A 22,790-nucleotide genomic window follows, 5' to 3' on the forward strand; every position below is an offset into this window, starting at 1 on the left:
GACCTCCCGCGGCGGGCTGGCGGTCAACGTCATCGAATGCTGACGACGCCCTCGTCCAGGAAGGCCGACACGGCGGCAAGCCACCGCTCGGGCTGATCGACGTGCGCCATGTGCCCGGCTTCGTCCAGCACCACCGCGCGCACTCCCGGTAGCGTCTCGGCCGCCTCCTCTGCCAGCCGTACCGGAAAGGTCATGTCCTGCCGCCCGTGCAGCACCAGCACCGGCAGGCCGAGCGCCGCCAGCCGTTCGGGCCCGTCGGGGTAGCGCGGCGACGGCAGCCGCCCCGACCGCCACGGCTCCAGATAGGAGGCGGTGAAGCGGATCCGTGAGAGCCGGTCGAGGTAGTCCGGCATGGCCTCGGCACGCCACACGTTCATCGGCGCGGTCGCGTAGGCCATGGCCCGCGTCCATTCGACGCCGTCCAGGCCGGAGACGTCCTCACACGACGCCCTGCGCCGCTCGTACTCCGCCCAGCCGTCGAAGGCGCCCTCCGGGACGGGCAGGATGCTGCTGGAGGCGACGATCAGCCGCCGGACGAGGTGGGGTGCCTGGATGGCCAGGCGCTGGGCGATCAGCCCGCCGTACGGGAAGCCCAGGACGTCCACGGGCGTGCCGCCGATCAGCTCGGCCAGGTCGGCGACCATGGCGTCCGGCGTCAGCGGCTCGACGGCCGGCGACCTGCCGCAGCCGCGCAGGTCGGGGAAGAGCAGCCGCCGCGATCCCGCCAGGCGGGCCAGGGGCTCGACGAGATAGCTGTGGTCCCAGTCGGGCCCGCCGTGGACGACGAGCAGCGTGCGCTCGGCCGGGCCGCCGAGAACGCGGACGAACATCTACTTCTTGGCGTCCTTCCAGAACTCCTCGAGCATGGCCCGGCCGCCCTGGGCCTCGAACTGGAAGACGAGCTGGTTGGCCATGCCCTTGAGGTCCGCCTCCGAGGGCCGCTCCCCCTCCGGCAGCTTGGCCGCCTGCTCCTTGAGGTAGGCGAGCGCCTCGGCCCGGTAGGCCTCGGTGAACTTCTCGTAGAACTCCTCCGGGTCGGTCTCCGTGTCGCCCATCTTGTCGTGGATCCAGTCCACCAGGTCCTTGGCGGCCTTGGAGGTCAGGGGGTTGGTGGCCACGTCCACCACCGGCCCGTACGCCTTGAAGGGCATGGTCAGGTAGCCGACCACGAGGGTCTTGAGCACCTCGGTGTTGGCCGCCCGGCGGGCGTCGCCGTCCAGCTTGGCGCGCTGCACGCCGCCGAGGATGAGTGCGAGCATGGCCTGGTCCTGCGCGAGCGCGGCCTGGAACGCGGGGTCCTCCAGGTCGCCCGACTTCAGCCGCTCCGGCGTGATCATGAAGCGGCTCTGGCCGGAGGCGGCCAGGCGCTGGGCCTCCGCCAGGAGGATGCCGCGGGCCTGCGCGTCGGTGCTGACGGCGCCGATGAAGTTCTTGACGTCGTCCAGCGAGACGCCGTCGAGGGTGAGCGCGTCCTTGGGCAGGCCGGGGATGTTGAGCTCGTAGGTCTTGCCGAACTCCTTGGCCTGCTCGTGGGCGGCCCAGCGCAGGTAGGGCTTGAAGTTCTCGGCCAGCGTCCTGGCCAGCTCGGGATGGCTGTTGAGGTCGCCGCGCCAGTGCTCGTCGCCGGACGCCTTCAGGATCCCGGCCCAGGCCGCCTTCAGCGCGGCGGGGTCGCCGGCGCCGGGCTTGGTGGCGTTGTTCAGCGCCTCGTTGAGGTTCTTGAAGTAGTCCTTGTCGTGCAGCGTGATCGAGCTGCTGGTGAGCTTCTTGACCGCCTCGGGGTCGGCGAGCACCAGCTGCATGGCGTGCGGGTTGGCCTTGAGCGCGTGCATGATCTGCGCCAGGGCCAGGTCGCCCACGGGGCTGCCGCTGTGGCTCAGGATCCGCTTGGTGGCGTCGGCCAGGAGCTGGGGGGTGTGGGGCGCCAGGCGCATGAACACGGCGAGGTTGACCGGCTGGGTCTCCAGCAGCCGGTCGCGGACGTCCTTGGGCAGCGTGCCCGCCCGGTCGGCGGTGGCCACCATCATGGACAGGCCGCCGAGGTACTCCTTGAAGTAGTCGTAGTTGCCGCCCGTCACGTAGGGGTTGTCGGGCCGGCCGAACTCGGTGAACTGGTCGACGATGTCCTTGAGCGTGTCGGCGCCGAGGTGCTTGAGGTAGATCTCGGCGTACTCGGGATCGTGGACCTGCGCGCCGGACTTCTTCAGCGCGTCGAGCAGGCGCTGGCGGGCGGCCGTGTAGCGCGTGCCCATGGGGTTGTTGCGCTCGCGCAGGTACTCCTTCCAGGCGTCGGCGAGCTCCTTGGCGTCGGCCTCCGCCTGCCGCCTGGCCTCCGCGGTCAGCGGGATGGTGGCCGTGACCTTGTTGCCGTCATGGCCGAGGCCGGCCGGCGGGATGTTGGAGATGATCTCGATGCGCCGGTTCAGGTCCTTGATCCACTTGTCGAGGATGCCGGCGTAGTCCCCGTAGCGCTTGGGTGAGGCCTGGGCCTCCGCCGTGGCGTCGCTCTGCGCCACGCGCAGGCCGTACTTGAGCGGCTCGCCCAGCAAGTCCCCGTTGAGCGCGTCGCGGGCCTTCTTCATGGCCGCGAGCAACTTCTTCGCGCCTTCGGGGTTGATTCCCACTAACTCCCCCATGGCGCACACATTACTCAGATCACTTGCGTACGTGCAGCCGAACGACGGCGCCCGTGTCGTTCTTGCACACGTCGCGCCGGATCCGGCCCACGATGTCGCGGCTGAGCCGCTTGACGACCTCGCCGGCGTCGGTCGCCGAACGGCAGGTGAGCGTGACGCGCAGCCTGCGGGAGCCGCCGACCAGCCGCACCGAGCCCCTGACGATGCCGTCCACGTCCTTCAGCCCCACGCACAGCATCGCCGTGCCGGTGCCGTTGCGCCTGCCGTACCGGCCCCAGCCGAGGGCGAGCAGCAGCCAGCGGAGCGTGATCAGCGCGAGGAGCACCATGGCGAGCGCCACGGCCCACAGGCTCCACGGGTCGGCGGACACCGACTCGATCACGTGCCGGGGGAGGATCCTGGCGTTCGGGGAGATGCGGGTGCCGCGCAGCCACGCATAGCCGCCTACGCCCGCCAGGACGCCGCCGACCACGGCCAGGCCGATCCGGTTGCCGATGTACTGCCGCATCTAGATGCCCTTCCGGCGCAGCCGTACGACCACGTCGCCGCCGGCGCCCAGCGCCGCGAGCCGGTCGCCGACCGCCGTGCCGACCTTGCGCAGCGGCGAGCCCTGCGACTCGCTGCCGGTGACCACGGTGACCTCGATCAGGCGGCCGCGCAGCCGCACCCTCGCCTTGCCGACGCCGTCCACGCCCTGCGCGACCGCCCGCAGCGTACGGCGCAGCCCCGCCCTGGTGATGCCCACGACGACGAGAGGGTCGCCGGTCTCGAGCGGGACCAGCCTGGAGCGGCCGGGCAGGACGGCGTGCAGCAGGAGCAGCGCTCCGGCGGCGGCCAGCCCCATGGCCGGGAGGGAGGCCTCCTTCCAGGAGCTCTCGGCGGCCAGCTCGACCAGGCGGTCCACGGGCACCCAGCCGAGCGGCGCGTCCAGCAGCGTGCTGATCACCTCGGCCGCGGTCAGGCCCAGCGCGGCGGTGAGCGTGAGGGCCGTGGTCACGCCGGCCGGAGTCCGTGTGGGCCGCAGCACCCGGCTCGATCGGCCGCCGGAGCGGCGAGGCGCGCTCTTCGCGGTGCGGACGCCCGGCGATCTCTCCTGGAGCGTGGTTGTCACCCGATCACTGGTACACGCTCGCCCGGCGCGGCGACCCGGGCACCCGCCGCCCGTTTGCCGGATCCTTACTGTGAGGCCACATACATGACAGCTGCTCATATTCACCGGCGCGATATGTGGTTACGCTGCTGCCATGGACGACCGCCTGCGCTACGACAGGGCCACGGCCGCGCTCGAGCCGCCCTTCGCCATCCTCGACCTGGCCGCGCTGCGCGCGAACGCGGCCGACATGGTACGGCGGGCGGGCGGCAAGCCGATTCGGGTGGCCAGCAAGTCGGTGCGGTCCCGGCAGGTGCTGGAGACGGTGCTGGCCATGGACGGCTTCCGCGGGATCATGGCGTTCACCCTGCCGGAGGCGCTGTGGCTGGCCTCGCACGGGTTCACCGACATCCTGGTGGCCTATCCCACGGCCGACCGGGCGGCGCTGGCGGCGCTGACGGCCGATCCGGTGGCGGCCCGCGAGATCACGGTGACCGTGGACTCGCCGGAGCATCTGGACTTCATCGCGGACGTCGGGATCCAGCACGAGATCCGGATATGTCTGGACATCGACGCTGGATATGTGGCCTTTGGCGGGAAATTTCGGGCGGGAGCGCTGCGGTCGCCCGTCCGCGAGCCCGAAGAGGCCGCCGACCTGGCCGCCGACATCGCCAAGCGGCCGGGACTCAGGCTCGTCGGGCTGCTGGCCTACGAGGCGCAGATCGCCGGCGTGGGCGACGACCCGCCGGGCAACGCGATGCTGGCGCGGGCCATCCGGGCGATGCAGGCCCGGTCCCGGCGCGAGCTGATCAGCCGCAGGGGCCGCATCGTCAACGCCGTCCGCCAGCTCGCCGACCTGGAGTTCGTCAACGGGGGCGGCACGGGGTCGATCGAGAAGACCGTGCGCGAGAAGGCCGTCACCGAGGTCGGCGCGGGCTCGGGGCTTTTCCACCCCCGGCTGTTCGACTTCTACCGCGGCTTCACCGGCCGCCCGGCGGCGCTGTTCGCCCTGCCGGTCGTGCGCCGCCCCGGCGTGGACTGCGTGACCGTGCTCGGCGGCGGCTACCTGGCCTCGGGCGCCCCCGGCCCGACCCGGCTGCCCCAGCCGTACCTGCCCGCGGGCCTGCGTTACTCCCCCGACGAGGGCGCGGGCGAGGTGCAGACGCCGCTGCTCGGCCAGGCGGCGCAGGACCTGCGCATCGGCGACAGGGTGTGGTTCCGGCACGCCAAGGCGGGGGAGATGTGCGAGCGGTTCGACGCCCTCCACCTCGTGGAGGGCGAGGAGGTCGTGGACCGCGTGCCGACCTACCGGGGCGAGGGGCGGACGTTCCTGTAGCCGCCTAGCCTCGCCTGCGCCGCCGAAGCAGGACGAACGCCGCCCCCACCGCCAGCACGGCGCCCACGCCGATCAGCACCGGCGCCAGGTTGGGCCGGTCGTCCCACAGCCGGTCGGGGTCGTCGCCGAACCGCACCGGCCTGGGCCGTACGCCCAGCGCGTCGCCCACGGAGCCGACCAGGTCGGCGGCCCGCTGCTTCATGCCGGCCACGCTCCGCTCGGCCACCCGCTTCGGGCTCACCCGGTCGGCGATGGCGTCGACGGTGCGGGCCAGCTCCGCCCGCGTCTGCGCGATCCGCCTCTCCAGCTCGTCGGGATCGGTCTCAGCCATGGCTCTCCTCTCTCGCCGCCCCGAGCGATCAGTCTGTCAGAATTCGGCGCCGGGAAGGCGACACAGGGTCGCGTTTCCGCACCGGTAGGTTGGACCCATGACCGACACCAAGCTCCAGCCGGGCGACGCCGCGCCCGACTTCGCCCTGCCCACCGCCGACGGCGGCACGGTCAGCCTCGAGGCTCTGCGCGGCAGGCGGGTCATCCTCTACTTCTACCCCGCCGCCATGACGCCCGGGTGCACCAAGCAGGCCTGCGACTTCCGCGACAGCCTCGACCAGCTGACCGGCGAGGGCTTCGCCGTCCTGGGGGTGTCGAAGGACGCCCCGGCCAAGCTGGCCAAGTTCGCCGAGCGCGACGCGCTCACCTTCCCACTGCTGTCGGACCCCTCGCTCGAGGTGCACAAGGCGTACGGGGCTTATGGGCTGAAGAAGCTGTACGGCAAGGAGGTGGAGGGGGTCATCCGGTCCACGTTCGTCATCGACGCCGACGGCAAGGTGGAGCTGGCGCTCTACAACGTGAAGGCGACCGGCCACGTGGCGGCGTTGAAGAAGAAGCTGGGCCTGGCCTGAATTACCGACAATTCGCCAATTCTAGAAAATCTCGCCTTGCGACGAGGATTGTCGGCGGCAGCTCATAAAATTCCCGCCATGGGCTACCAGAAATACACTTCGTAGGCAGGGCTCACGGCCGCGGGAAGGCTTCTCCTCACCGACTCGGACACGAGGAAGTCCTCATCCTGCGGACTCAGGGTCAGCGGACCAAGCCGCCGATCCTCCGCCGGGCCCTGGCAGAGGCGGGTGTACCGTACTCATGCGGGGCATGTAGGATTGGCGGCACTTGGCAGGGGAAGCCGCCGACTCTCCACGTCGACCACATCAACGGCGACCGGCTGGACAACCGCCCGGAGAATCTGCGATTCCTCTGCCCGAACCGCCACTCCCAAACGGGCAATTACGCGGGCAGGGGCAAGGGGCCGTAGCCCAACGGCAGAGGCACAGCTTTTAGGTGGCTGGCAGTGTGGGTTCGAATCCCACCGGCCCCACAATCCAGGCGCGCCCGGTTCGCTCTCACGCCGGGGCGGCAAACGAAGGGCCGTGCGGCGCTTCCTCCTCGCCGCACGGCCCCACTCGGCGATCATGATCTACCGTCACGATCTCCCCTTACTCACTCCCCTCTTCGAGGATGCCGCAAGGGGAGTAAGGATCGCGTAAGACCAGGGTCGTAGGCGGTCCTCCCCCTCGAGGCGGAGAGGGGCGCGCGCCGGGTTACGTATGGTGAGGATGTGTTCGGCAGGGTACACGCCTGGTCAAGGCGGCATGGCTGGCTGATCGACGCCCTGCAGGTGGCGCCGCTGGTGTTCCTGTGCGTCCTCGGCAGCCTGGCCTATACCGATCCCACGCTGCCTGAGGGGATGCCGGGCCTGCCGGCCTACGTCGTCCTCTCGGCCGCCCTGCTGACGCCGCTGCTGTGGCGGCGCGGCCGGCCGCGTGCGGTGTTCGCGGTCGTCTCGCTGGTCAGCTTCGCCCAGTGGCTGACCGGCATGACCATGGTGCCCGCCAACATCGCCGTGCTGGTCGCCATGTTCGGCGTGGCCGCCAGGTGCACGCTGCCGTGGGCGGTCGCCGCGCTGCTGGTCGCCGAGCTGGGCGTGTTCCTCGCGCTCACCCGCTTCGAGCCCGCCTCGCTCGGGGAGTTCAGCACCGGCTCGATCTTCGTGGTGACCGTCTGGATCACCGGCCTGTACGCCAAGACGCGCCGCCGCTACCTGGAGAGCCTGGAGGAGCGGGCCGAGCGGGCCGAGCGCGAGCGCGACCAGCAGGCGAGGATGGCCGCGGCGGCGGAGCGGGCGCGGATCGCCAGAGAGCTGCACGACGTGATCGCGCACAACGTCAGCGTGATCATCGTGCAGGCCGACGGGGCCGCCTACGCGCTGGACTCCGACCCCGAGCAGGCCCGCCACGCCGTACGGGCGATCTCCAGGACCGGGCGCGAGGCGCTGGCGGAGATGCGCCGGCTGGTCGGGGTGCTCAGGCAGGACGACACCGACGCCGACTACGTGCCGCAGCCCACCATCGCCCAGTTGGAGGACCTCGTGCGGGGCGCGGCCCTGCCGGTGGAGCTGCGGGTCTCCGGCGTGCCCGCGCACCTGCCGGAGGGTGAGCAGCTGGTGGTGTACCGGATCGTGCAGGAGGCGCTGACGAACGCGCTCAAACACGGCGGCCCGGGCGTGCGGGCGCTGGTGGAGATCGAGTACGGCGAGCGGGAGGTGAGCGTCCGCGTGACGGACGACGGCAGGGGCGCGGCCGCGCCGCGCGGCCGGGACGGCCACGGGCTGATCGGGATGCGGGAGAGGGTCGGCGTGTACGGCGGAGCCGTCCACGCGGGCCCGAGACCGGGCGGCGGCTTCGAGGTGCACGCGCGCCTCCCGATCCCGGAGGTGACCGCCGCGTGACCGGCACCCCCGAGTCTGCCGGGGAACGCCGCGTGACCGGCGGCGCCGACCCTTTCGAGGACCGCCGTCACGCGGCCGGGAGCGAGCTCGCTCCCCGGAAGATCCGCGTCATGCTCGTCGACGACCAGGCGCTGCTGCGCACCGGCTTCCGCATGGTGCTGGCCGCCCAGCCCGACATCGAGGTGGTCGCCGAGGCGGGCGACGGCCAGGAGGCCCTGGACCTGCTGGAGCGCGTCGCCGTGGACGTCGTGCTGATGGACGTGCGCATGCCCCGCATGGACGGCGTGGAGGCGACCCGGCGCATCACCGGCGCCAAGGTGCTCATCCTCACGACGTTCGACCTGGACGAGTACGCCTTCGCGGCGATCAAGGCGGGCGCGTCCGGGTTCCTGCTCAAGGACGTCCCGCCCCCCGACCTGATCAGCGCGATCCGCTCGGTTCACGAGGGCGACGCGGTGGTGGCGCCCAGGACGCTGCGCCGGATGCTGGACCACGTGGCCTCCTACCTGCCCGAGGAGCCGCGGCGGGACGGCGCCGAGCTGACCGCGCGCGAGCGGGAGGTGCTGCTGCTGGTGGCGCGCGGCATGGCCAACCACGAGATCGCCGCACGGCTGGACGTGGCGGAGGCCACCGTCAAGACGCACCTGGGCCGGGTGCTGGCCAAGCTCGGCCTGCGGGACCGGGCCCAGGCCGTGGTCTACGCCTACGAGCACGGCCTGGTCGTCCCTCGTCCGAAAGGCTGACCCGAGTAGTCGCCGGTCGCAGCCGGAATCCGTCCGCAAGGCCGAAGATCCGCTTCAAGATCGTCGATAGCTTGAGTCGCGTTGTTACTTCGCGACGAGGAGTGAACCGACGTGACTGTCATCGAGACCCGCAGCGAGGCGCCACCGGCGGTGGTGGCCAGGGGGCTGACCAAGGTCTACGGCACCGGCGACGCCCGGGTGCACGCGCTGCGCGGGGTGGACGTCGCCTTCGCCACCGGCGACTTCACCGCGATCATGGGCCCGTCGGGCTCCGGCAAGTCCACGCTGATGCACTGCCTGGCCGGGCTGGACACCGTGACCAGCGGCTCGGTCCGCGTCGGCGACGTGGAGCTGACCGGCCTGAGCGACAAGCAGCTCACCCGGCTGCGCCGGGACCGGATCGGCTTCATCTTCCAGGCGTTCAACCTGCTGCCGACCCTGACCGCCGAGCAGAACATCCGCCTCCCGCTGGAGATCGCCGGCCGCCAGGCCGACGAGGTGCTGTTCGAGCGGGTGGTGCAGACCGTGGGGCTGAAGGACCGGCTCAGGCACAAGCCGGCCGAGCTGTCCGGCGGCCAGCAGCAGCGCGTGGCCGTGGCCCGGGCGCTGATCAGCAAGCCGCAGGTCATCTTCGCCGACGAGCCGACCGGCAACCTCGACTCGCGCAGCGGCGCGGAGGTGCTGTCGTTCCTGCGGACCAGCGTCCGCGAGCTGGGCCAGACCATCGTCATGGTGACCCACGACCCGATGGCCGCCTCCTACGCCAACCGCGTGATCTTCCTGCGGGACGGCGCGCTGGTCACCGAGCTGCACCAGCCCACCCCGCAGTCCGTGCTCGACACGCTCGTGAAGCTGGAGGCCTCGGCGTGCTGAAGACGACGCTGGCCGGGCTGCGGGCGCACAAGCTGCGGCTGCTGCTCACCTCGCTGGCCATCACGCTGGGCGTCGGCTTCATCGCGGGCACGTTCGTGCTGACCGACACCATGCAGGCGGGCTTCTCCCAGAAGGTCACCGCCGAGGCGGACAAGATCGCGGTGGCCGTGACGCCCAAGGATCCCGAGGCGACCCTCTCGCGCAAGGACCTCGAGAAGGTGCGCGCCGTCCCGGGCGTGCGGGAGGCGCAGGGGCTGGTCCGCGCCGCCGTACCCCTGCTGGGCAAGGACGGCAAGGCCGTCGGCAGCTCGCCCACCACCGGCGTCAACGTGCTCACCGGCGAGCTGGGCCGCGTCACCGTGACCAGCGGTACGGCTCCCGCCGCCGACGGCGAGGCCGTCCTGGACGAGAACACCGCCAAGGCCCAGGGCCTCAAGGTCGGCGACACGATCACCGTGCTGGACAAGGACGGCGGCAGGCACCGGCTGAAGCTCGTCGGCCTCATCGACCCCGGCGTGGACCAGGAGCTCGCCTACACCGGCGCGGTCGGCTTCACCACGGCCACCGCGCTGCGGCTGTCCGGCGCGCCGGGCTTCGCCGAGATCGACGTGGCCGGAGCCGACCCGGCCGCGCTCAAGGCGGCGCTCGCCCGGGCGCTCGGCTCGCAGGCCACCGTGCGGACCGGCGAGGAGCTGGCCGCCGCCCTGGCCAGGCAGGCCGGGGTGGACACCGAGTTCCTGACCATGGGGCTGCTGCTGTTCGGCCTGGTGGCCATGCTGGTGGCCGCGCTGGTCATCTACAACACCTTCAACATCCTGGTCGCCCAGCGCACCAAGGAGATGGCGCTGCTGCGCTGCATCGGCGCCGGCCGCGGGCAGGTCTTCGGCTCGGTCCTGCTGGAGTCGGCCGTCGTCGGCCTGATCTCCTCGGCGGCGGGCCTGGCGGTCGGCTACGGGCTGGGCGCGCTGGCGCTCGCCGTCCTCGGCGCCCTGGACACGCCGCTGCCCACCGACGCCGCGGCCTCGCTGTCGATGCGCACGATCGTCCTCGGGCTGGCAATCGGCCTGGTCGTGACCGTCGCCGCGGCCGTCCTGCCGGCCCGCGCCGCCACCCGCGTCGCGCCCGTCGCAGCGCTGCGCACGCAGGTGGAGGAGCAGACGTTCAGGACCGGCGTGCTGCGCGCCGTCTTCGCCGCGCTCTTCGTGGCCGCCGGGCTCGGCGTCACGGCCTGGGGCGTCACGATGCGGCCCGGCGAGCGCACGTCGCTGCTGACGGTCATGGCGGGCGGGGCGCTCACCTTCCTGGCCGTGCTCATCCTCGGCCCGGTGCTGGTCAAGCCGCTCAGCGCGGCGGTCGGCTGGGTGCCGCGGCGGCTGTTCGGCGTGCCGGGCCGGCTGGCCGTGGACAACTCGGGGCGCAACCCCAGGCGGGCGGCCACCACGACGGTCGCGCTGACCGTCGGCGTCACGCTCATGACGCTCATCTCGGTGCTCACCGCCTCCGCCCGCGCGAGCCTGGACGCCCGGCTGGACAAGCAGTTCCCGGTCGACTACATGCTCATGACGCAGTCGCGCGAGTCGGCGATCCCACGCTCGGTCGCGGAGGGGCTGCGGGCCCGGCCGGAGTTCGCCTCCGTCGTGCAGATCCGCGAGGCGGAGGCCAGGTCGGGCGAGCGGACGGTGATCGCCGGCACCTACCACGGGCCCGTCAAGCCGGCCCTGAAGGCGGGCTCGCTGTCCCAGCTGGGACCGGGCACGGTCGTGCTGTCCGGCTTCCAGGCCAAGGAGCTCGGCGTCCGGGTCGGCCAGTCCGTCCCGCTCACCACGAAGAAGGCCGGGACCGTGTCGCTGCGCGTGGTGGCCGTCGTGGACGAGCAGAGCTCCGAGCTGCCGCCGGTGACCCTGGCCGAGGACGCCTTCGACCGCTACTTCGGGAAGGTCCCCGACGCCCAGGTCTTCGTCAAGATCAAGGACGGCGTGCCGGAGGACCGGGCGCGCGAGCTCGTCGACGCGGCGGCCCAGCCGTACCCGACGGTGCAGGTGTCGAGCTCGACGGAGGTGCGCGGGGAGTTCGACGAGGCGCTCGACATGATGTTCAAGATCATTACGGGGCTGCTCGGGCTGGCGATCCTCATCTCGCTGCTGGGCATCGCGAACACGCTGTCGCTGTCGGTGCACGAGCGCACCCGGGAGTCGGCGCTGCTGCGCGCGCTCGGGCTGACCAGGCCGCAGCTGCGCGGCATGCTCTCGGTGGAGGCGCTGGTGCTGGGCCTGATCGGCGCGCTCGTCGGGGTCGTGCTCGGCCTGGCGTACGGCTGGGCGGCGCTGCAGACGCTCATGGCGCAGACCGCCTTCGAGGTGCCGCTGCTCCAGATCGCGCTCTTCGTGGCGATGTCCGGGCTGGCCGGGGTGCTGGCGGCGGTGCTGCCCGCCCGCAGGGCGGCCAGGGCGTCGATCGTGGGAGCGCTGGCGGCGAGCTGACGGTCCAGGCGGGGTAACGGTCCCACCGGGGATGGTGACTCTCACGAGCAGCGGCTCGCTGCGCGGGGCAGCAGCTCCCGTGGGTGGCGGCTCAGCGGGGTGTCGGGCCCGGCCACTGCTCGGCAGTCGTACGCGGGTCGAGCAGCGGCCGCATCGACACCTCGCCCGTCCCGGCGTCGATCACGACGCAGCCGCCGCCGATCGTGCCGGGCGGCTCGGCGGGGTCCTCGCGGGGCCCGTCCTTCACCCAGGCGACGTAGCCGCCGGGGAAGGCGTGCAGGCCGACGGCGGCCGGCTCCGGTCGCGCGCCGTTGAAGTACTCCTCCGCCACCGCCCTGGCCTGCTCCGCGTTCATCATCCCGGTTGTCCCGTCCGGTCCACGATCGCGCAGAACACCGCGATCGCCGAGGGATAGAGCGGTTCGACCGCCATGTGCCCGCGCTGGGCGTCGATCCAGACCACCTCGCCGCCGTGGTTGACGGCGTTCCAGGCGTGGCTGCCGCCCGTCGGCCAGCGCGCGACCAGGACGGCCGAGGCGCCGTGCCCGGACTCCTGGAGGCGGCGCGCGATGGACGGGTAGGCACGGCGGCCCTCGCCCACGTACTCCAGGCGCGTGCCCAGCCACCTTTCCATCCTCGCGGCGGCGCCGGTCTCGCCGGTCAGGAGGGGCCTGCCGACCCGGTCGTACTCGGGCTGCCGCGCGGCGGCCACCGCGGGCTCGCCGTGCCAGGTGGAGATCACCGCGAGCGCGCAGTCGGCGGCGTTGCCGGCGCGGAACGGGTCCTCCTCGGGCCCGCCGGCGTTGACCAGCCTGATCCAGGCGCCTCGCGGGTCGGGGAACCGGCCCTGCCCCGCCACGGCCCTGGCGAGGTCCTCCTCGGCCTGCGGGTCGGGCCGGGCGAGACCGCCGGGCATCCCGTACGGCCTGCAGTCCGCGAGCCTCGGCGGCCGCTCCGCCCTGTCGAACCAGTCATCCCCGGTCCGCGCGCCACCGTGACCCTTCAGCGGCTCGCCGCACTCGGCCGGGAGATCGCCAAGGCCGCTGGACCGCTCGTCAAACAGCCGCTCATCAAGTGGCCGCTCTTGGCGCGGCTCTTCGTGCGGCTCTTCGTGCGGCCGCTCCCCAAGCGGCCCCTCGCCATGCGGCCGCTCGCCATGCGGCCCCTCGCCATGCGGCCGCTCTTCGGGCGACTGCTCGTCACGTGACCGCTCGTCAAGCTCGCCGGAATCCGGATCGCGGCACGCCTCGGCGGCCAGCTCGTAGTCGAGCCAGCGCACCCCATCGGCCACCACGGGGTTGTAGCTCCCCTCGGATGGCCTGCGGTCGCGAAACACGCACCCGATGGTAAGGGTTGCGCCTCCCGCCGGTCCGGCGAACGCGACCGGTGACTCCAGGCCCTCCGCGCAACGGCGTCGCGGATGCCCGCAAGCGGCCGATATGCGGCATTCCCGGGCAGGCGTTCCCGAGAGAGCGCCTCAGCCCACCCGCACGGTCACCGAGTGCCAGCCGGTCGCGCCGTCGGGCGCCGGGCTGGTGCGCTGCTCGGGCTGGGTGCGGCCCGCCGCGTCCGTCGCACGGACCTCGATGACGTGCTCCCCGGGAGCGGCGTCCCAGTCCAGCGCCCACTGCCGCCACGTGTCGGGCCCCGGCACCTCCGCCAGCGCGGCCTGCCGCCACGCGCCCCCGTCGATCCGGACCTCGACAGCCGCGATCCCGGTGTGCTGCGCCCACGCCACCCCCGCCACTTTGGTACGGCCCGGCGGCACCGAAGCGCCGTTGCGCGGGACGTCGATCCGCGACTGGGTCTTGATCGGCGCCCTGGCCGCCCAGCCGCGCGGCGTCCAGTACGCCTCGTCCTGGTCGAACCGGGTCACCTTGATGTCCACCACCCACTTGGTGGCCGAGACGTAGCCGTAGAGCCCGGGCACCACCTGGCGGACCGGGAAGCCGTGGTCGAGCGGCAGCGGCTCGCCGTTCATCGCGATCGCGAACAGGGCGTTCCTGCCGTCCATCACCACGTCGACCGGCGTGCCGCAGGTCCAGCCGTCGTGGGAGGTCGACAGCAGCATGTCCGCCTCGCTCCTGATGCCGGCCTCGCGCAGGACGTCGGCCATGCGGACGCCGAGCCAGCGGGCGTTGCCGACATACGGGCCGCCCACCTCGTTCGACACGCACGTGAGGGTGACGTCGGCTTCCATCAGCGGGCGGCGGAGGAGGTCGGCGTAGGTGAGCTCGACGGGCCTGTCGACCAGGCCGTGGATGCGCAGGGTCCACTCGCGCGGCTCGACCCTCGGGACGAGGAGGGCGGTGTCGACCCTGTAGAAGTCGCGGTTGCTGGTGACGAACGGCGACAGGCCGGGGATGCGGAAGTCCACTCCGGCGGGGAGCGGCCCGGCCGCCCTCGCCGGTCTCGGCAGGGACACGGCCACCCTCGCGGTCTCGGCCTCGCGCCCGGCGGACAGCATGCGCCCCAGCGCGGCCGACGCCCCGGCTGCCACGACGCCCCCGGCCGCGCCCACCAGGAGCCCCCTCCGGTTGAAGACGGGCCGGCCGTCCTCGGAGGACCGCATGACCGCCGGCCGCTCCGCCCGCTCCCTCACCTCCGGGTTCGCCGCGGGGTTCGCCGCCGGGCCCGCCTGCGGGGCGCGCACGACCGTTTCGCCCGAGCGCGCGATCCCGGCCGGCCGCCCCGAGCCCTCTGTCTCGGCCGGAGCGCCCACATCGTCGGAGGGCCGCGGCGGCGCGGCAGCCGTACCGGCCAGAGGCCCCGCTTCGCCGGTGCGGCGGGCAGGCCCCCCTTCCGCCCGCGCACCGGCACGGCGAAGCAACCACTCCAGCGTCCACATGCCGGCCGCCACGCCCACCAGCACCGGCGCCACATCCAGCAGGCCCGCGCCCGGCCGGGTCACCACGGCCGCCAGGCCCACGAGCCCCACCGCCGCGAAGCCCGCGCGCCCCACGGCGGCCGACCGCCTGGCGAGCGCCCCGATCCCGGCCGCGACCGCCACCAGCGCCACGAAGACGCCGCCCACCAGCGCGGCCTTGTCGCTCTCGCCGAAGGTCCTGATCGCCCACTCCTTGAGCGGGGCGGGCGTGAGATCCACCACGGCGTTGCCCACGGCGACCACCGGGAACGCCTCGGGCTTGGTCACCCCGGCCACCAGCTGCGCCACGCCGAGCGCGACGCCGCCGGCCACCAGTCCCCCCAGCGCGCCCGCCCAGCCGGGCACACCCTGTTCGTCTCGCACGGTTCGACGCTACGCCCGCAGGCGACCGCCGGACCTTACGCACCGATTACCTGTGGACAACGCCGGCTCCGGCGCCCTGCCTGGGGAAAACCCGCCCGGCGCTACGTCGGCAGCAGCTCGCGGACGATCGGCGCCAGCGCCCGGAAGGCCCGCCCCCGGTGGCTGATGGCGTCCTTCTCCTCGGCCGACATCTCGGCCGTGGTCCGCGTCTCCCCCTCCGGCACGAAGATCGGGTCGTACCCGAACCCGTTGGCGCCCCTCGGCTCGAAGACGATGTGCCCGGCCAGCGAGCCCTCCACGACCCGCTCCTCCCCCGACGGCAGCGCCAGGGCCGCCGCGCACGCGAAGTGCGCGCCCCGCCGCCCGGCGGGCACGTCGGACACCTGGGCCAGCAGCAGGTCGAGGTTCGCCTTGTCGTCGCCGTGCTTGCCCGACCAGCGCGCCGAGAACACCCCCGGCATGCCGTTCAGCGCGTCGACGCACAGCCCCGAGTCGTCGGCGACCGCGGGCAGGCCGGAGCCGCGCGCCACCGCGTGGGCCTTGAGCAGCGCGTTCTCCGCGAAGGTGAGCCCGGTCTCGGCCACCTCGCCGATGTGCGGGAACTCCTCGAGCCCGACGATGTCGAACCCCGTGAGGATCCGCCGCAGCTCCACGATCTTGCCTTGGTTCCGCGTAGCGAGCACGATTCTCATGGTCTTACCGCCCCAGCGCTTCCTTCTGCAGCTCGGCCAGCCGGGCGCAGCCGGCCACGGCGAGGTCGAGCAGCCGGTCGAGGGTGCCGCGGTCGAACGGCACGCCCTCGGCCGTGCCCTGCACCTCGACGAACGTCCCCGAGCCCGTCATCACCACGTTCATGTCCGTCTGGGCCGCCACGTCCTCGACGTAGCACAGGTCCAGCATCGGCACCCCGTCGACGATTCCCACCGAGACGGCCGACACCGACTCCACCAGCGGGTCCCCCGGGCACAGCCGCTGCCCGCGCATCCATGCCACGGCGTCGGCCAGGGCGACGTAGGCGCCGGTGATCGCGGCCGTCCGCGTGCCGCCGTCGGCCTGCAGCACGTCGCAGTCGAGCACGATCGAGTTCTCCCCCAGCGCCTTGAGGTCGACGCACGGCCGCAGCGAGCGGCCGATCAGCCGGGAGATCTCGTGGGTGCGCCCGCCGATCCGGCCCTTGACCGACTCGCGGTCGTTGCGGGTGTTGGTGGCGCGGGGCAGCATCGCGTACTCGGCCGTGACCCAGCCCAGGCCGCTGCCCTTGCGCCAGCGCGGCACGCTGTCGGTGACGGAGGCCGCGCACAGCACCTTGGTGCCGCCGAACTCCACCAGCACGGAACCCTCGGCGTGGGCCAGCCATCCGCGGGTGATGGTGATAGGGCGTAGCTGGTCGGGAGCGCGGCCATCCTGTCGAGACATGCAGAGAAGCCTATCTGTGGTCTTGACCGACCCGTACTCGCACAGGGATCCTTACACAATGACAACGGGGGTGTTGCGGAACCCCGATTTCCGCCTCTTCCTGACCTCCCACATACTGAACGAGACAGGAGCCAACGTGGCGAGGGTGGCCCTGCCCCTCGTCGCCGTGTTGTCACTCCATGCCTCCCCCTTCGAGGTCGGGCTGCTCGCCGCCTTACAGAACGCGGCGAACCTGCTGATCGGCCTGCCCGCCGGCGTCTGGGTCGACCGCCTGCGCCGCCGCCGCGTCATGATCGTCACCGACACGATCCGCTTCTTCCTGCTCGCCGCGATCCCGGTGCTGGCCCTCCAGCAGCTGCTGACCATGCCGATCCTGTACGGCATAGCGCTGCTGGCCGGCTGCGCCCAGGTCTTCAACGACGTCGCCGACCAGACCTACCTGCCCGGCCTGGTCAGCAGGGAGCAGCTCCCCGACGGCAACGCCAAGCTCCAGATAGTGCGGAGCGCGGGCTTCGGCGGCGGGCCCTCGGTCGGCGGCGCGATCGTCCAGCTCATCGGGGCGCCGCTGACGATGCTGGTGACGGCGCTGTCGGCGCTCGGCTCCGCTGTCGCGCTGTCGCGGATCAAGGCGCCCGACCCCCGGTCCGAGCGCGTGAGCCGGGGGCTCGTCCACGACGTCGTGGAGGGCGTGACGTTCGTCTCCCGCGACCGCATCATGCGCATCAACCTGGTGGTAAACGCTTCCACCACGCTGTTCGTCAGCGGCGTCCTCGCGCTCGGCGTCCTGTTCCTGGCCGAGGACGTCGGGCTGGAGCCGGCCGTGATCGGCCTGGTGCTGGTCGGCGGCGGCATCGGCGGGGTGTCGTCGGGGATGCTGGCCAGGAGGCTGATCGACCGGTACGGCGTGGCCCGCGTCTCGTGGGTGCCGCTGCTGGTCACCTCGCCCTTCGCGCTCCTGCTGCCCATGACCCAGGCGGACTGGCGGGTCAGCTTCTACGTCATCACGTCCGCAGTGATCACCTTCGGCATGTCCCTGTTCGGCGTGGGCGCGCTCAGCTACCGCCAGAGCGTCACGCCCTCCCACCTGCTCGGCCGCGTCAACGCCGCCCACCAGTTCGTCACCTGGGGCATGGTGCCGCTGGGCGGGCTACTCGCCGGCCTGCTGGCCACCCATCTGACCGTCCGGGGCGCCCTGTGGGTGCTGATGACCGGCAAGGTGCTGTCCGCGCTGCCCATCCTGAAGTCGCCCATCGTGCGGATGCGCGACTTCGAGCTGGCTCAGGACAGGTCGTAGACGGCGCCGCTGCGGGCCAGCTCGACCGGTCCGGCGAAGCCGCCCCGCGAGGCGTCGTCGAGGATCCTGGCGTTGTCGTGCCAGGGCACCAGGTGGGTCAGCACGAGCCGGCCCACCCCGGCGCGCGCCGCGTGCTGGGCCGCCTGACGGCCCGACATGTGCAGGTCGGTCGGCAGGTCGGGCCTGTCCAGGAACGAGGCCTCGCACAGCATCAGGTCGGCGCCGTCGGCCAGCTTCACCAGCTCCTCCGACTCGCCGGTGTCGCCCGAGTACGCCAGGACGTGCCCGTCGTGGGAGACGCGGAAGCCGTACGCCTCGACCGGGTGGTTGACCAGGCCCGCGGTGACCGTGAACGGGCCGGCCTGGAAGGTGCCGGGCGAGAGCCGGACGAAGTCGAAGGCGGTCTCCATGCCGGGCTCGTCCGGCATGCCGTAGGCCGCGGCGAGCCTGGCGGGCGCGTCGGCCGGGGCGAAGACGGGGATCCTCGGATACGGCGCGGCCGGGCCGTACGTCCTGGCCACGTGGTAGCCGCACATGTCCAGGCAGTGGTCGGCGTGCAGGTGGGTGAGGAAGACGGCGTCCACGTCGTACAGGCCGATGTGGCGCTGGAGCGCGCCGAGCGAGCCGCTGCCGAAGTCGAGGAGCATGCGGTAGCCCTCGGCCTCCACCAGGTAGCACGACGCGGGGCTGTCCGGGCCCGGGAAGCTGCCCGAGCAGCCGACGATGGTCACCTTCATGAGGGCCTCCCATTCACGGTCATACCCCCCGTGCTGATTGCCGAGCTCCGCTCGGGGAGCCCGTGACGGATGTCCTCGCTTGTGTCCTCGCTGCGCTGCGGATCCGTCACGGGAGCGAGCTCGACCGCCTCGATCTCCGGGCCCAGGAATCGCCGTCCCAGCTCGGCGAACAGGGTGGAGTCGCCGGTGGCGCGGAAGCGGTGACGGGGGGTGGCGTCGCCGCCGGCCGCCAGGCCGCGGTCGTGGAGGACCCGGTAGACGTCCTTGGCCGTCTCGTCGGCGCTGGAGACCAGCGTGACGCCGTCGCCCGCGACGTAGGAGATCGCGCCCGCGAGCAGCGGATAGTGCGTGCAGCCGAGGATGAGCGTGTCGCACCCGGCCTCCTGGATGGGCGTGAGGTAGCCGCGCAGGATCTCGATCAGCTCCTCGCTCATCGTCTCCCCGCGCTCGACGTACTCCACCAGGCGCGGGGCGGCCACGCCGGTGAGCTGGACGTCGGGGGCGGCGGCGAAGGCGTCGTGGTAGGCCATCGACTCGATCGTGGCGCGGGTGGCCAGGACGCCGACCCGGCCGTTGCGGGTGGCGCGCACCGCGCGGCGCGCGGCGGGCTGGATGACCTCGACGACCGGCACGTCGTAGCGCTCGCGGGCGTCGCGCAGGACCGCCGAGCTGGCCGTGTTGCAGGCGATCACGAGCAGCTTGACGCCGCTGTCGACCAGGTGGTCCATCACCTCCAAGGCGTAGGCGCGGACCTCGGCGATGCGTTTGGGCCCGTACGGCTGGCGTGCGGTGTCCGCCACGTAGGTGACGGACTCGCAGGGCAGCTGGTCGATGATCGCCCGGGCGACCGTCAGCCCGCCCACCCCACTGTCGAAGATTCCGATGCTCGCGTCCTGCACAGCTCAGAGGGTAGGGCAGGCGCGCACCTCGATCAGCGTAAGAATCCTCATAGTGCTATGCGTCACCCACGCCCCACGCGAGCCAGCTGGCGCGACTGGGCCACCAGCTTGCCCTCCGAGTCCCACACCTCCACCTCCTCGTCGAACCACCCGTCGGCCACCAGGCGGCCGCTGCCGTACAGGGTGAGCCAGCCGGGCGCGGGCAGGGCGCGCAGGTGCCAGGTGAGGTCGACCGTGGGGGCCCAGCCGCGCGCGCCCGCCGAGAACACCACGGGCGGCAGCGCGTCGACCGCCAGCGCGAGGACGAACGGGTCGGGGTCCTGCGGCTCGGCCATCCGGAAGTACGCGCGGCTCTCCGGCCGCCCGGTGGGCTCGCCGGTCAGCCAGCCGATGGTGGGCGGGTCGAAGAAGAGCTCCATCTGGGCGTTCAGCGTCATGCCCGACTCCGGCTTGGGGTCGGGCAGCCTGCGGCACCGCTCCAGCGGCGGCATGGCCAGCGGCGGGCGGCCGGAGTACGACACGCTGGAGGCGGTCGGCAGGGTGGCCGTGGTGACCAGGGCCTCCAGGTGGGCGACGCCGTCCCTGACCAGGGTGGCCCGGGTGAAGGCAGCGGTCCTGCCGGCTTTGAGCTGCTCCACGTGGACCCGGGCCGGGCCCGGGGCGGGGGCCTTGAGGAACTGCACCGTGGTGCTCACCGGGTGCTCGTGCGGCGAGGCGTCCACGACCGCCCGCAGCAGCACGGCCATGAGGTAGCCGCCGTTGAGCGGCCCGCCGATGGCGTAACCGGGATCGAGGCACACGTCGTAGGTGGTCTCGTCGACCCTGATCGCCTGCGTCGCCTCGTCGAACTTCGTCATTCACGCACTCCCGAATTATGTTCTAGTAAAGACATACTCTACGGCATCGGGTCATCAACCTGTCTACCTGCGTAAACGTGACACAGTCTGGATCACGACGGGGGTTTCCGAGCTCAGAGGTCAGTCGGTCTGGGACGCGCACGGGGTCTGGGCCGGCCACGTCGTGGACGTGCGGGTGATCAGGAGCCGGGACACCGGCGTGCGCTGCCACACGGTGATGGGCCTGCCGGTGTCCGCGGGCTGCACCTTCGTGCCCTGGGAGAGCGTGGAGGACTACGGCTCGGGCGAGGTCCACCTCAAGGCCGCGCGCAAGCAATTGCCTCGTGTCTAGCCGGTTGCAAGCCTGAGTAAAGCAACATCAGATAGCTTCTGTGTGGTCTAAAAGTCCACATTGTGAGTTGAGTGATGTCTGCGAATTACCCCCCTGGCGGCGCTCAAGGCGGCCAGGACCCCACCGTGCGTTACCGCTGGAACGAGGGGCAGCAGCCCGAGAACCCTCCGACGATGCCACTCCAGGGCGGCCAGCCGTACCCCTCCCAGCCACAATCCGGACCCTACGGCCAGCCGCAGTACGGCCAGCAGCCTGACTACGGGCAGCAGCCCGGCTATGGGCAGCAGCCGCAGTACGGCCAGCAGCCCGGCTACGGCCAGCAACCGCAGTACGGCCAGCAACCGCAATACGGGCAGCCGCAGTACGACCAGGCCGGTCAGTACGGCCAGCAGGGCTACCAGCAGCAGGGCTACCAGCAGGGTTACCAGCAACAGCAGCAGGGCTGGCAGCAGGAGCCGGTCGACTTCGGCGCGCCCGCCGCGCCTCCCGGCAGGAAGGGCGGCAAGGGCTGGATCATCGCGATCGCCGCGGCGCTGGCCGTGGTGCTGTTCGGCGGCGGCGCCTACGCGCTGGTGGCCAGCGGCGTGCTCGGCACCGGCACCCAGCCGCACGAGGTCCTGCCCGGCAACACGGTCGGCTACCTGCGCCTGGACCTCAACCCCGACGCCGGGCAGAAGGCCGCCCTGCTGGCGCTGAGCAACAAGTTCACCGTCACCAAGGGCAAGGTCGGCGAGGACCCGCGCAAGTCGCTGTTCGACGCCATGAAGGCGGAGTCGGAGGACCTCAAGGACGTCGACTACGCCAAGGACGTCGAGCCGTGGCTCGGCGACCGGCTCGGCATGGCGGTCATCCCCGGCGCCACCCCCGACCAGCCCGGCTTCGCGGTGGCGGTCGAGGTCAAGGACGAGGAGCAGGCCAAGGCCGGCATCGCCAAGCTGATGAAGGAGGAGAAGTACGGCCTGGCCTTCCGCGACGGCTACGCCATCCTGAGCGACACCTCCGAGAACGCCGCCAAGTACGCCACCGGCCCCACCCTGGCCGAGAACGCCGCGTTCGGCGAGGACTTCGCCAGCCTCGACGGCGAGGGGATCATGTCCTTCTGGGCCGACCTGGGCAAGATCGTGTCGATGGCCAAGGACCAGCTGACGCCCGAGCAGCAGGCCCAGATCGACAAGATCAAGAACGCCCGGTTCGTCGGCGCCCTGCGCTTCGACTCCGCCTTCGCCGAGCTGACCGGCCGCCTGCGCGGCGCCGAGCAGCTGACCGAGGGCGAGCTGGCCGGCGCCGACCTGTCCAAGCTGCCCGCCAGCACGGCGGGGGCGCTGTCGATCTCCGGCCTCGACCAGGCGATCACCAAGGCCTGGGCCGACCTGGAGAAGTCCATGGGCATGGGCGGTCCCGAGGTGCAGCAGTTCGTCGAGCAGATGAAGCAGCAGGCCGGTATCGCCATCCCCGGCGACCTGGCCACCCTGCTCGGCAAGAACCTGACCCTCGCGGTCGACTCCGAGGGCCTCGACGGCGACCAGCCCAAGATCGGCGTGAAGCTGCAGACCGACCCGGCCAAGGCGCAGGCGCTGATCGACAAGATCATGCAGTCCTTCTCCAGCAGCGGCCAGCCGGCCCCGCAGATCGCCAAGGTGCCGGGCGACGGCGTGCTGACGCTCGCCACGAGCGAGGACTACGCCAAGAAGCTCAACGAGGAGGGCGCGCTGGGCGACAGCGAGACCTTCACCACGGCGATCCCGGACGCGGGCAACGCCAACTTCGCGCTCTTCGTCGACCTCGACAAGATCGAGAAGTTCTACCTGCCGAACATGCAGGGCGACGAGAAGGCCAACGTCCAGGTGCTGCGCGCGGTCGGCCTCAGCGGCACCCAGACGGCCGGGGAGGCGTCCTTCTCGCTGCGGGTGCTGTTCAACTGACAAGACCGTTGTCCTGACGGCGCCGTTCACCCGGACGGCGTGGAGAGCGGGCAGGCGGCCGTCCCCGTCCAGGGGGCGGCCGCCCTCGTTTCGGTCAAGCCTCAGGTTTATGACTGTCTGTAACCGATCACAACTTGGTGTG

23 protein-coding genes and 1 tRNA gene are annotated in these 22,790 nt (G+C 72.0%); 11 read left to right on the forward strand and 13 right to left on the reverse strand.

Annotated elements, in window-relative coordinates:
- Nucleotides 1-29 precede the first annotated feature (29 nt).
- From BSB02_RS20085 to BSB02_RS20100, 4 genes are read right to left on the reverse strand one after another with little or no spacing between them, the layout of a single operon-like run.
- Nucleotides 30-830, reverse strand: a complete 801-nt coding sequence (locus BSB02_RS20085; protein WP_084960603.1) for an alpha/beta fold hydrolase — start codon at nucleotides 828-830, stop codon at nucleotides 30-32.
- Nucleotides 831-2,636, reverse strand: coding sequence for a hypothetical protein (locus BSB02_RS20090; protein WP_143590920.1), 1,806 nt, complete (start codon nucleotides 2,634-2,636; stop codon nucleotides 831-833). It abuts the gene before it with no gap.
- Between the two features lie 19 nt (nucleotides 2,637-2,655).
- Nucleotides 2,656-3,144: a hypothetical protein gene (locus tag BSB02_RS20095; protein ID WP_084960607.1), complete on the reverse strand. Its 489-nt coding sequence runs from the start codon at nucleotides 3,142-3,144 to the stop codon at nucleotides 2,656-2,658.
- Nucleotides 3,145-3,633, reverse strand: coding sequence for a DUF6286 domain-containing protein (locus BSB02_RS20100; RefSeq protein WP_143590922.1), 489 nt, complete (start codon nucleotides 3,631-3,633; stop codon nucleotides 3,145-3,147).
- Between the two features lie 247 nt (nucleotides 3,634-3,880).
- Between BSB02_RS20100 and BSB02_RS20105 the strand changes: the two genes are divergently transcribed.
- Nucleotides 3,881-5,062: an amino acid deaminase/aldolase gene (locus BSB02_RS20105; RefSeq protein ID WP_084960611.1), complete on the forward strand. Its 1,182-nt coding sequence runs from the start codon at nucleotides 3,881-3,883 to the stop codon at nucleotides 5,060-5,062.
- Between the two features lie 4 nt (nucleotides 5,063-5,066).
- On the opposite strand, the gene BSB02_RS20110 is transcribed toward BSB02_RS20105, so the two are convergent.
- On the reverse strand, nucleotides 5,067-5,393 hold the full coding sequence (locus tag BSB02_RS20110; protein ID WP_084960613.1) for a DUF3618 domain-containing protein: 327 nt from the start codon (nucleotides 5,391-5,393) through the stop codon (nucleotides 5,067-5,069).
- A gap of 97 nt (nucleotides 5,394-5,490) precedes the next feature.
- Between BSB02_RS20110 and bcp the strand changes: the two genes are divergently transcribed.
- The 7 genes from bcp to BSB02_RS20145 all read left to right on the forward strand — a co-directional run bounded on the left by bcp (nucleotide 5,491) and on the right by BSB02_RS20145 (nucleotide 11,943).
- Nucleotides 5,491-5,964: a thioredoxin-dependent thiol peroxidase gene (gene bcp / locus BSB02_RS20115; RefSeq protein WP_084960615.1), complete on the forward strand. Its 474-nt coding sequence runs from the start codon at nucleotides 5,491-5,493 to the stop codon at nucleotides 5,962-5,964.
- Nucleotides 5,965-6,221: 257 nt separating this feature from the next.
- Nucleotides 6,222-6,374 (forward strand): HNH endonuclease, encoded by a 153-nt coding sequence (locus BSB02_RS43620; protein ID WP_420855874.1) that lies wholly within the window; start codon nucleotides 6,222-6,224, stop codon nucleotides 6,372-6,374.
- Nucleotides 6,365-6,437: transfer RNA gene (locus tag BSB02_RS20125), tRNA-Leu, on the forward strand. Before BSB02_RS43620 ends, BSB02_RS20125 begins: the two co-directional genes overlap by 10 nt.
- A 240-nt stretch (nucleotides 6,438-6,677) precedes the next feature.
- Entirely contained in the window at nucleotides 6,678-7,847 is a 1,170-nt protein-coding gene (locus BSB02_RS20130; protein ID WP_084960617.1) for a sensor histidine kinase, read from the forward strand.
- 110 nt (nucleotides 7,848-7,957) lie between these two features.
- A complete protein-coding gene (locus tag BSB02_RS20135; RefSeq protein ID WP_084961135.1) occupies nucleotides 7,958-8,590 on the forward strand; it encodes a response regulator in 633 nt (210 codons plus the stop codon).
- Nucleotides 8,591-8,701: 111 nt separating this feature from the next.
- Complete coding sequence (locus BSB02_RS20140) at nucleotides 8,702-9,463, forward strand: ABC transporter ATP-binding protein (protein ID WP_143590924.1); 762 nt, start codon at nucleotides 8,702-8,704, stop codon at nucleotides 9,461-9,463.
- Entirely contained in the window at nucleotides 9,457-11,943 is a 2,487-nt protein-coding gene (locus BSB02_RS20145) for an ABC transporter permease (protein WP_084960619.1), read from the forward strand. The genes BSB02_RS20140 and BSB02_RS20145 overlap by 7 nt, the downstream gene beginning before the upstream one ends.
- Before the next feature lie 91 nt (nucleotides 11,944-12,034).
- Here the strand turns inward: BSB02_RS20145 and BSB02_RS20150 are convergent, their stop codons facing one another.
- The 5 genes from BSB02_RS20150 to rph all read right to left on the reverse strand — a co-directional run bounded on the left by BSB02_RS20150 (nucleotide 12,035) and on the right by rph (nucleotide 16,608).
- The gene (locus tag BSB02_RS20150; RefSeq protein WP_240506542.1) at nucleotides 12,035-12,301 is read right to left on the reverse strand and encodes a hypothetical protein; all 267 of its coding nucleotides are present in this window, start codon (nucleotides 12,299-12,301) and stop codon (nucleotides 12,035-12,037) included.
- Entirely contained in the window at nucleotides 12,298-13,278 is a 981-nt protein-coding gene (locus tag BSB02_RS42365) for a toxin glutamine deamidase domain-containing protein (RefSeq protein ID WP_240506543.1), read from the reverse strand. The genes BSB02_RS20150 and BSB02_RS42365 overlap by 4 nt, the downstream gene beginning before the upstream one ends.
- 141 nt (nucleotides 13,279-13,419) lie before the next feature.
- Complete coding sequence (locus tag BSB02_RS20165) at nucleotides 13,420-15,192, reverse strand: molybdopterin-dependent oxidoreductase (protein WP_240506544.1); 1,773 nt, start codon at nucleotides 15,190-15,192, stop codon at nucleotides 13,420-13,422.
- A 101-nt stretch (nucleotides 15,193-15,293) separates the two neighbouring features.
- On the reverse strand, nucleotides 15,294-15,884 hold the full coding sequence (gene rdgB, locus BSB02_RS20170; RefSeq protein WP_084960629.1) for an RdgB/HAM1 family non-canonical purine NTP pyrophosphatase: 591 nt from the start codon (nucleotides 15,882-15,884) through the stop codon (nucleotides 15,294-15,296).
- 4 nt (nucleotides 15,885-15,888) lie between these two features.
- A complete protein-coding gene (rph, locus tag BSB02_RS20175) occupies nucleotides 15,889-16,608 on the reverse strand; it encodes a ribonuclease PH (RefSeq protein ID WP_084961139.1) in 720 nt (239 codons plus the stop codon).
- Nucleotides 16,609-16,666: 58 nt separating this feature from the next.
- On the opposite strand from rph, the gene BSB02_RS20180 reads away from it, so the two are divergent.
- Nucleotides 16,667-17,902: an MFS transporter gene (locus BSB02_RS20180; RefSeq protein ID WP_158088681.1), complete on the forward strand. Its 1,236-nt coding sequence runs from the start codon at nucleotides 16,667-16,669 to the stop codon at nucleotides 17,900-17,902.
- Here BSB02_RS20180 and BSB02_RS20185 read toward each other — a convergent pair.
- The 3 genes from BSB02_RS20185 to BSB02_RS20195 all read right to left on the reverse strand — a co-directional run bounded on the left by BSB02_RS20185 (nucleotide 17,887) and on the right by BSB02_RS20195 (nucleotide 20,395).
- Entirely contained in the window at nucleotides 17,887-18,639 is a 753-nt protein-coding gene (locus BSB02_RS20185; RefSeq protein ID WP_084960633.1) for an MBL fold metallo-hydrolase, read from the reverse strand. The genes BSB02_RS20180 and BSB02_RS20185 overlap by 16 nt on opposite strands.
- The gene (murI, locus tag BSB02_RS20190; RefSeq protein WP_084960635.1) at nucleotides 18,636-19,538 is read right to left on the reverse strand and encodes a glutamate racemase; all 903 of its coding nucleotides are present in this window, start codon (nucleotides 19,536-19,538) and stop codon (nucleotides 18,636-18,638) included. Before murI ends, BSB02_RS20185 begins: the two co-directional genes overlap by 4 nt.
- Before the next feature lie 62 nt (nucleotides 19,539-19,600).
- Nucleotides 19,601-20,395, reverse strand: coding sequence for a thioesterase family protein (locus BSB02_RS20195; protein WP_084960637.1), 795 nt, complete (start codon nucleotides 20,393-20,395; stop codon nucleotides 19,601-19,603).
- Nucleotides 20,396-20,570: 175 nt separating this feature from the next.
- Between BSB02_RS20195 and BSB02_RS40655 the strand changes: the two genes are divergently transcribed.
- Both BSB02_RS40655 and BSB02_RS20200 read left to right on the forward strand, forming a co-directional pair.
- On the forward strand, nucleotides 20,571-20,726 hold the full coding sequence (locus tag BSB02_RS40655; protein ID WP_158088682.1) for a hypothetical protein: 156 nt from the start codon (nucleotides 20,571-20,573) through the stop codon (nucleotides 20,724-20,726).
- A 125-nt stretch (nucleotides 20,727-20,851) separates the two neighbouring features.
- Nucleotides 20,852-22,648 (forward strand): DUF3352 domain-containing protein, encoded by a 1,797-nt coding sequence (locus BSB02_RS20200; protein ID WP_240506545.1) that lies wholly within the window; start codon nucleotides 20,852-20,854, stop codon nucleotides 22,646-22,648.
- Nucleotides 22,649-22,790 lie beyond the last annotated feature (142 nt).

The organism is Thermoactinospora rubra (assembly GCF_002093975.1).
Lineage (GTDB): Bacteria > Actinomycetota > Actinomycetes > Streptosporangiales > Streptosporangiaceae > Nonomuraea > Nonomuraea rubra_A.

What these genes read in the sequence shown, in the direction of transcription:
- bcp (WP_084960615.1), top strand. Translation starts at nt 5,491, where the DNA reads ATGACCGACACCAAGCTCCAGCCGGGCGACGCCGCGCCCGACTTCGCC.
- BSB02_RS20150 (WP_240506542.1), bottom strand. Translation starts at nt 12,301, where the DNA reads ATGATGAACGCGGAGCAGGCCAGGGCGGTGGCGGAGGAGTACTTCAAC.
- BSB02_RS20095 (WP_084960607.1), bottom strand. Translation starts at nt 3,144, where the DNA reads ATGCGGCAGTACATCGGCAACCGGATCGGCCTGGCCGTGGTCGGCGGC.
- BSB02_RS20185 (WP_084960633.1), bottom strand. Translation starts at nt 18,639, where the DNA reads ATGAAGGTGACCATCGTCGGCTGCTCGGGCAGCTTCCCGGGCCCGGAC.
- BSB02_RS20110 (WP_084960613.1), bottom strand. Translation starts at nt 5,393, where the DNA reads ATGGCTGAGACCGATCCCGACGAGCTGGAGAGGCGGATCGCGCAGACG.
- BSB02_RS20180 (WP_158088681.1), top strand. Translation starts at nt 16,667, where the DNA reads ATGACAACGGGGGTGTTGCGGAACCCCGATTTCCGCCTCTTCCTGACC.
- BSB02_RS20195 (WP_084960637.1), bottom strand. Translation starts at nt 20,395, where the DNA reads ATGACGAAGTTCGACGAGGCGACGCAGGCGATCAGGGTCGACGAGACC.
- rph (WP_084961139.1), bottom strand. Translation starts at nt 16,608, where the DNA reads ATGTCTCGACAGGATGGCCGCGCTCCCGACCAGCTACGCCCTATCACC.
- rdgB (WP_084960629.1), bottom strand. Translation starts at nt 15,884, where the DNA reads ATGAGAATCGTGCTCGCTACGCGGAACCAAGGCAAGATCGTGGAGCTG.
- BSB02_RS20105 (WP_084960611.1), top strand. Translation starts at nt 3,881, where the DNA reads ATGGACGACCGCCTGCGCTACGACAGGGCCACGGCCGCGCTCGAGCCG.
- BSB02_RS20085 (WP_084960603.1), bottom strand. Translation starts at nt 830, where the DNA reads ATGTTCGTCCGCGTTCTCGGCGGCCCGGCCGAGCGCACGCTGCTCGTC.
- BSB02_RS20090 (WP_143590920.1), bottom strand. Translation starts at nt 2,636, where the DNA reads ATGGGGGAGTTAGTGGGAATCAACCCCGAAGGCGCGAAGAAGTTGCTC.
- BSB02_RS20135 (WP_084961135.1), top strand. Translation starts at nt 7,958, where the DNA reads ATGCTCGTCGACGACCAGGCGCTGCTGCGCACCGGCTTCCGCATGGTG.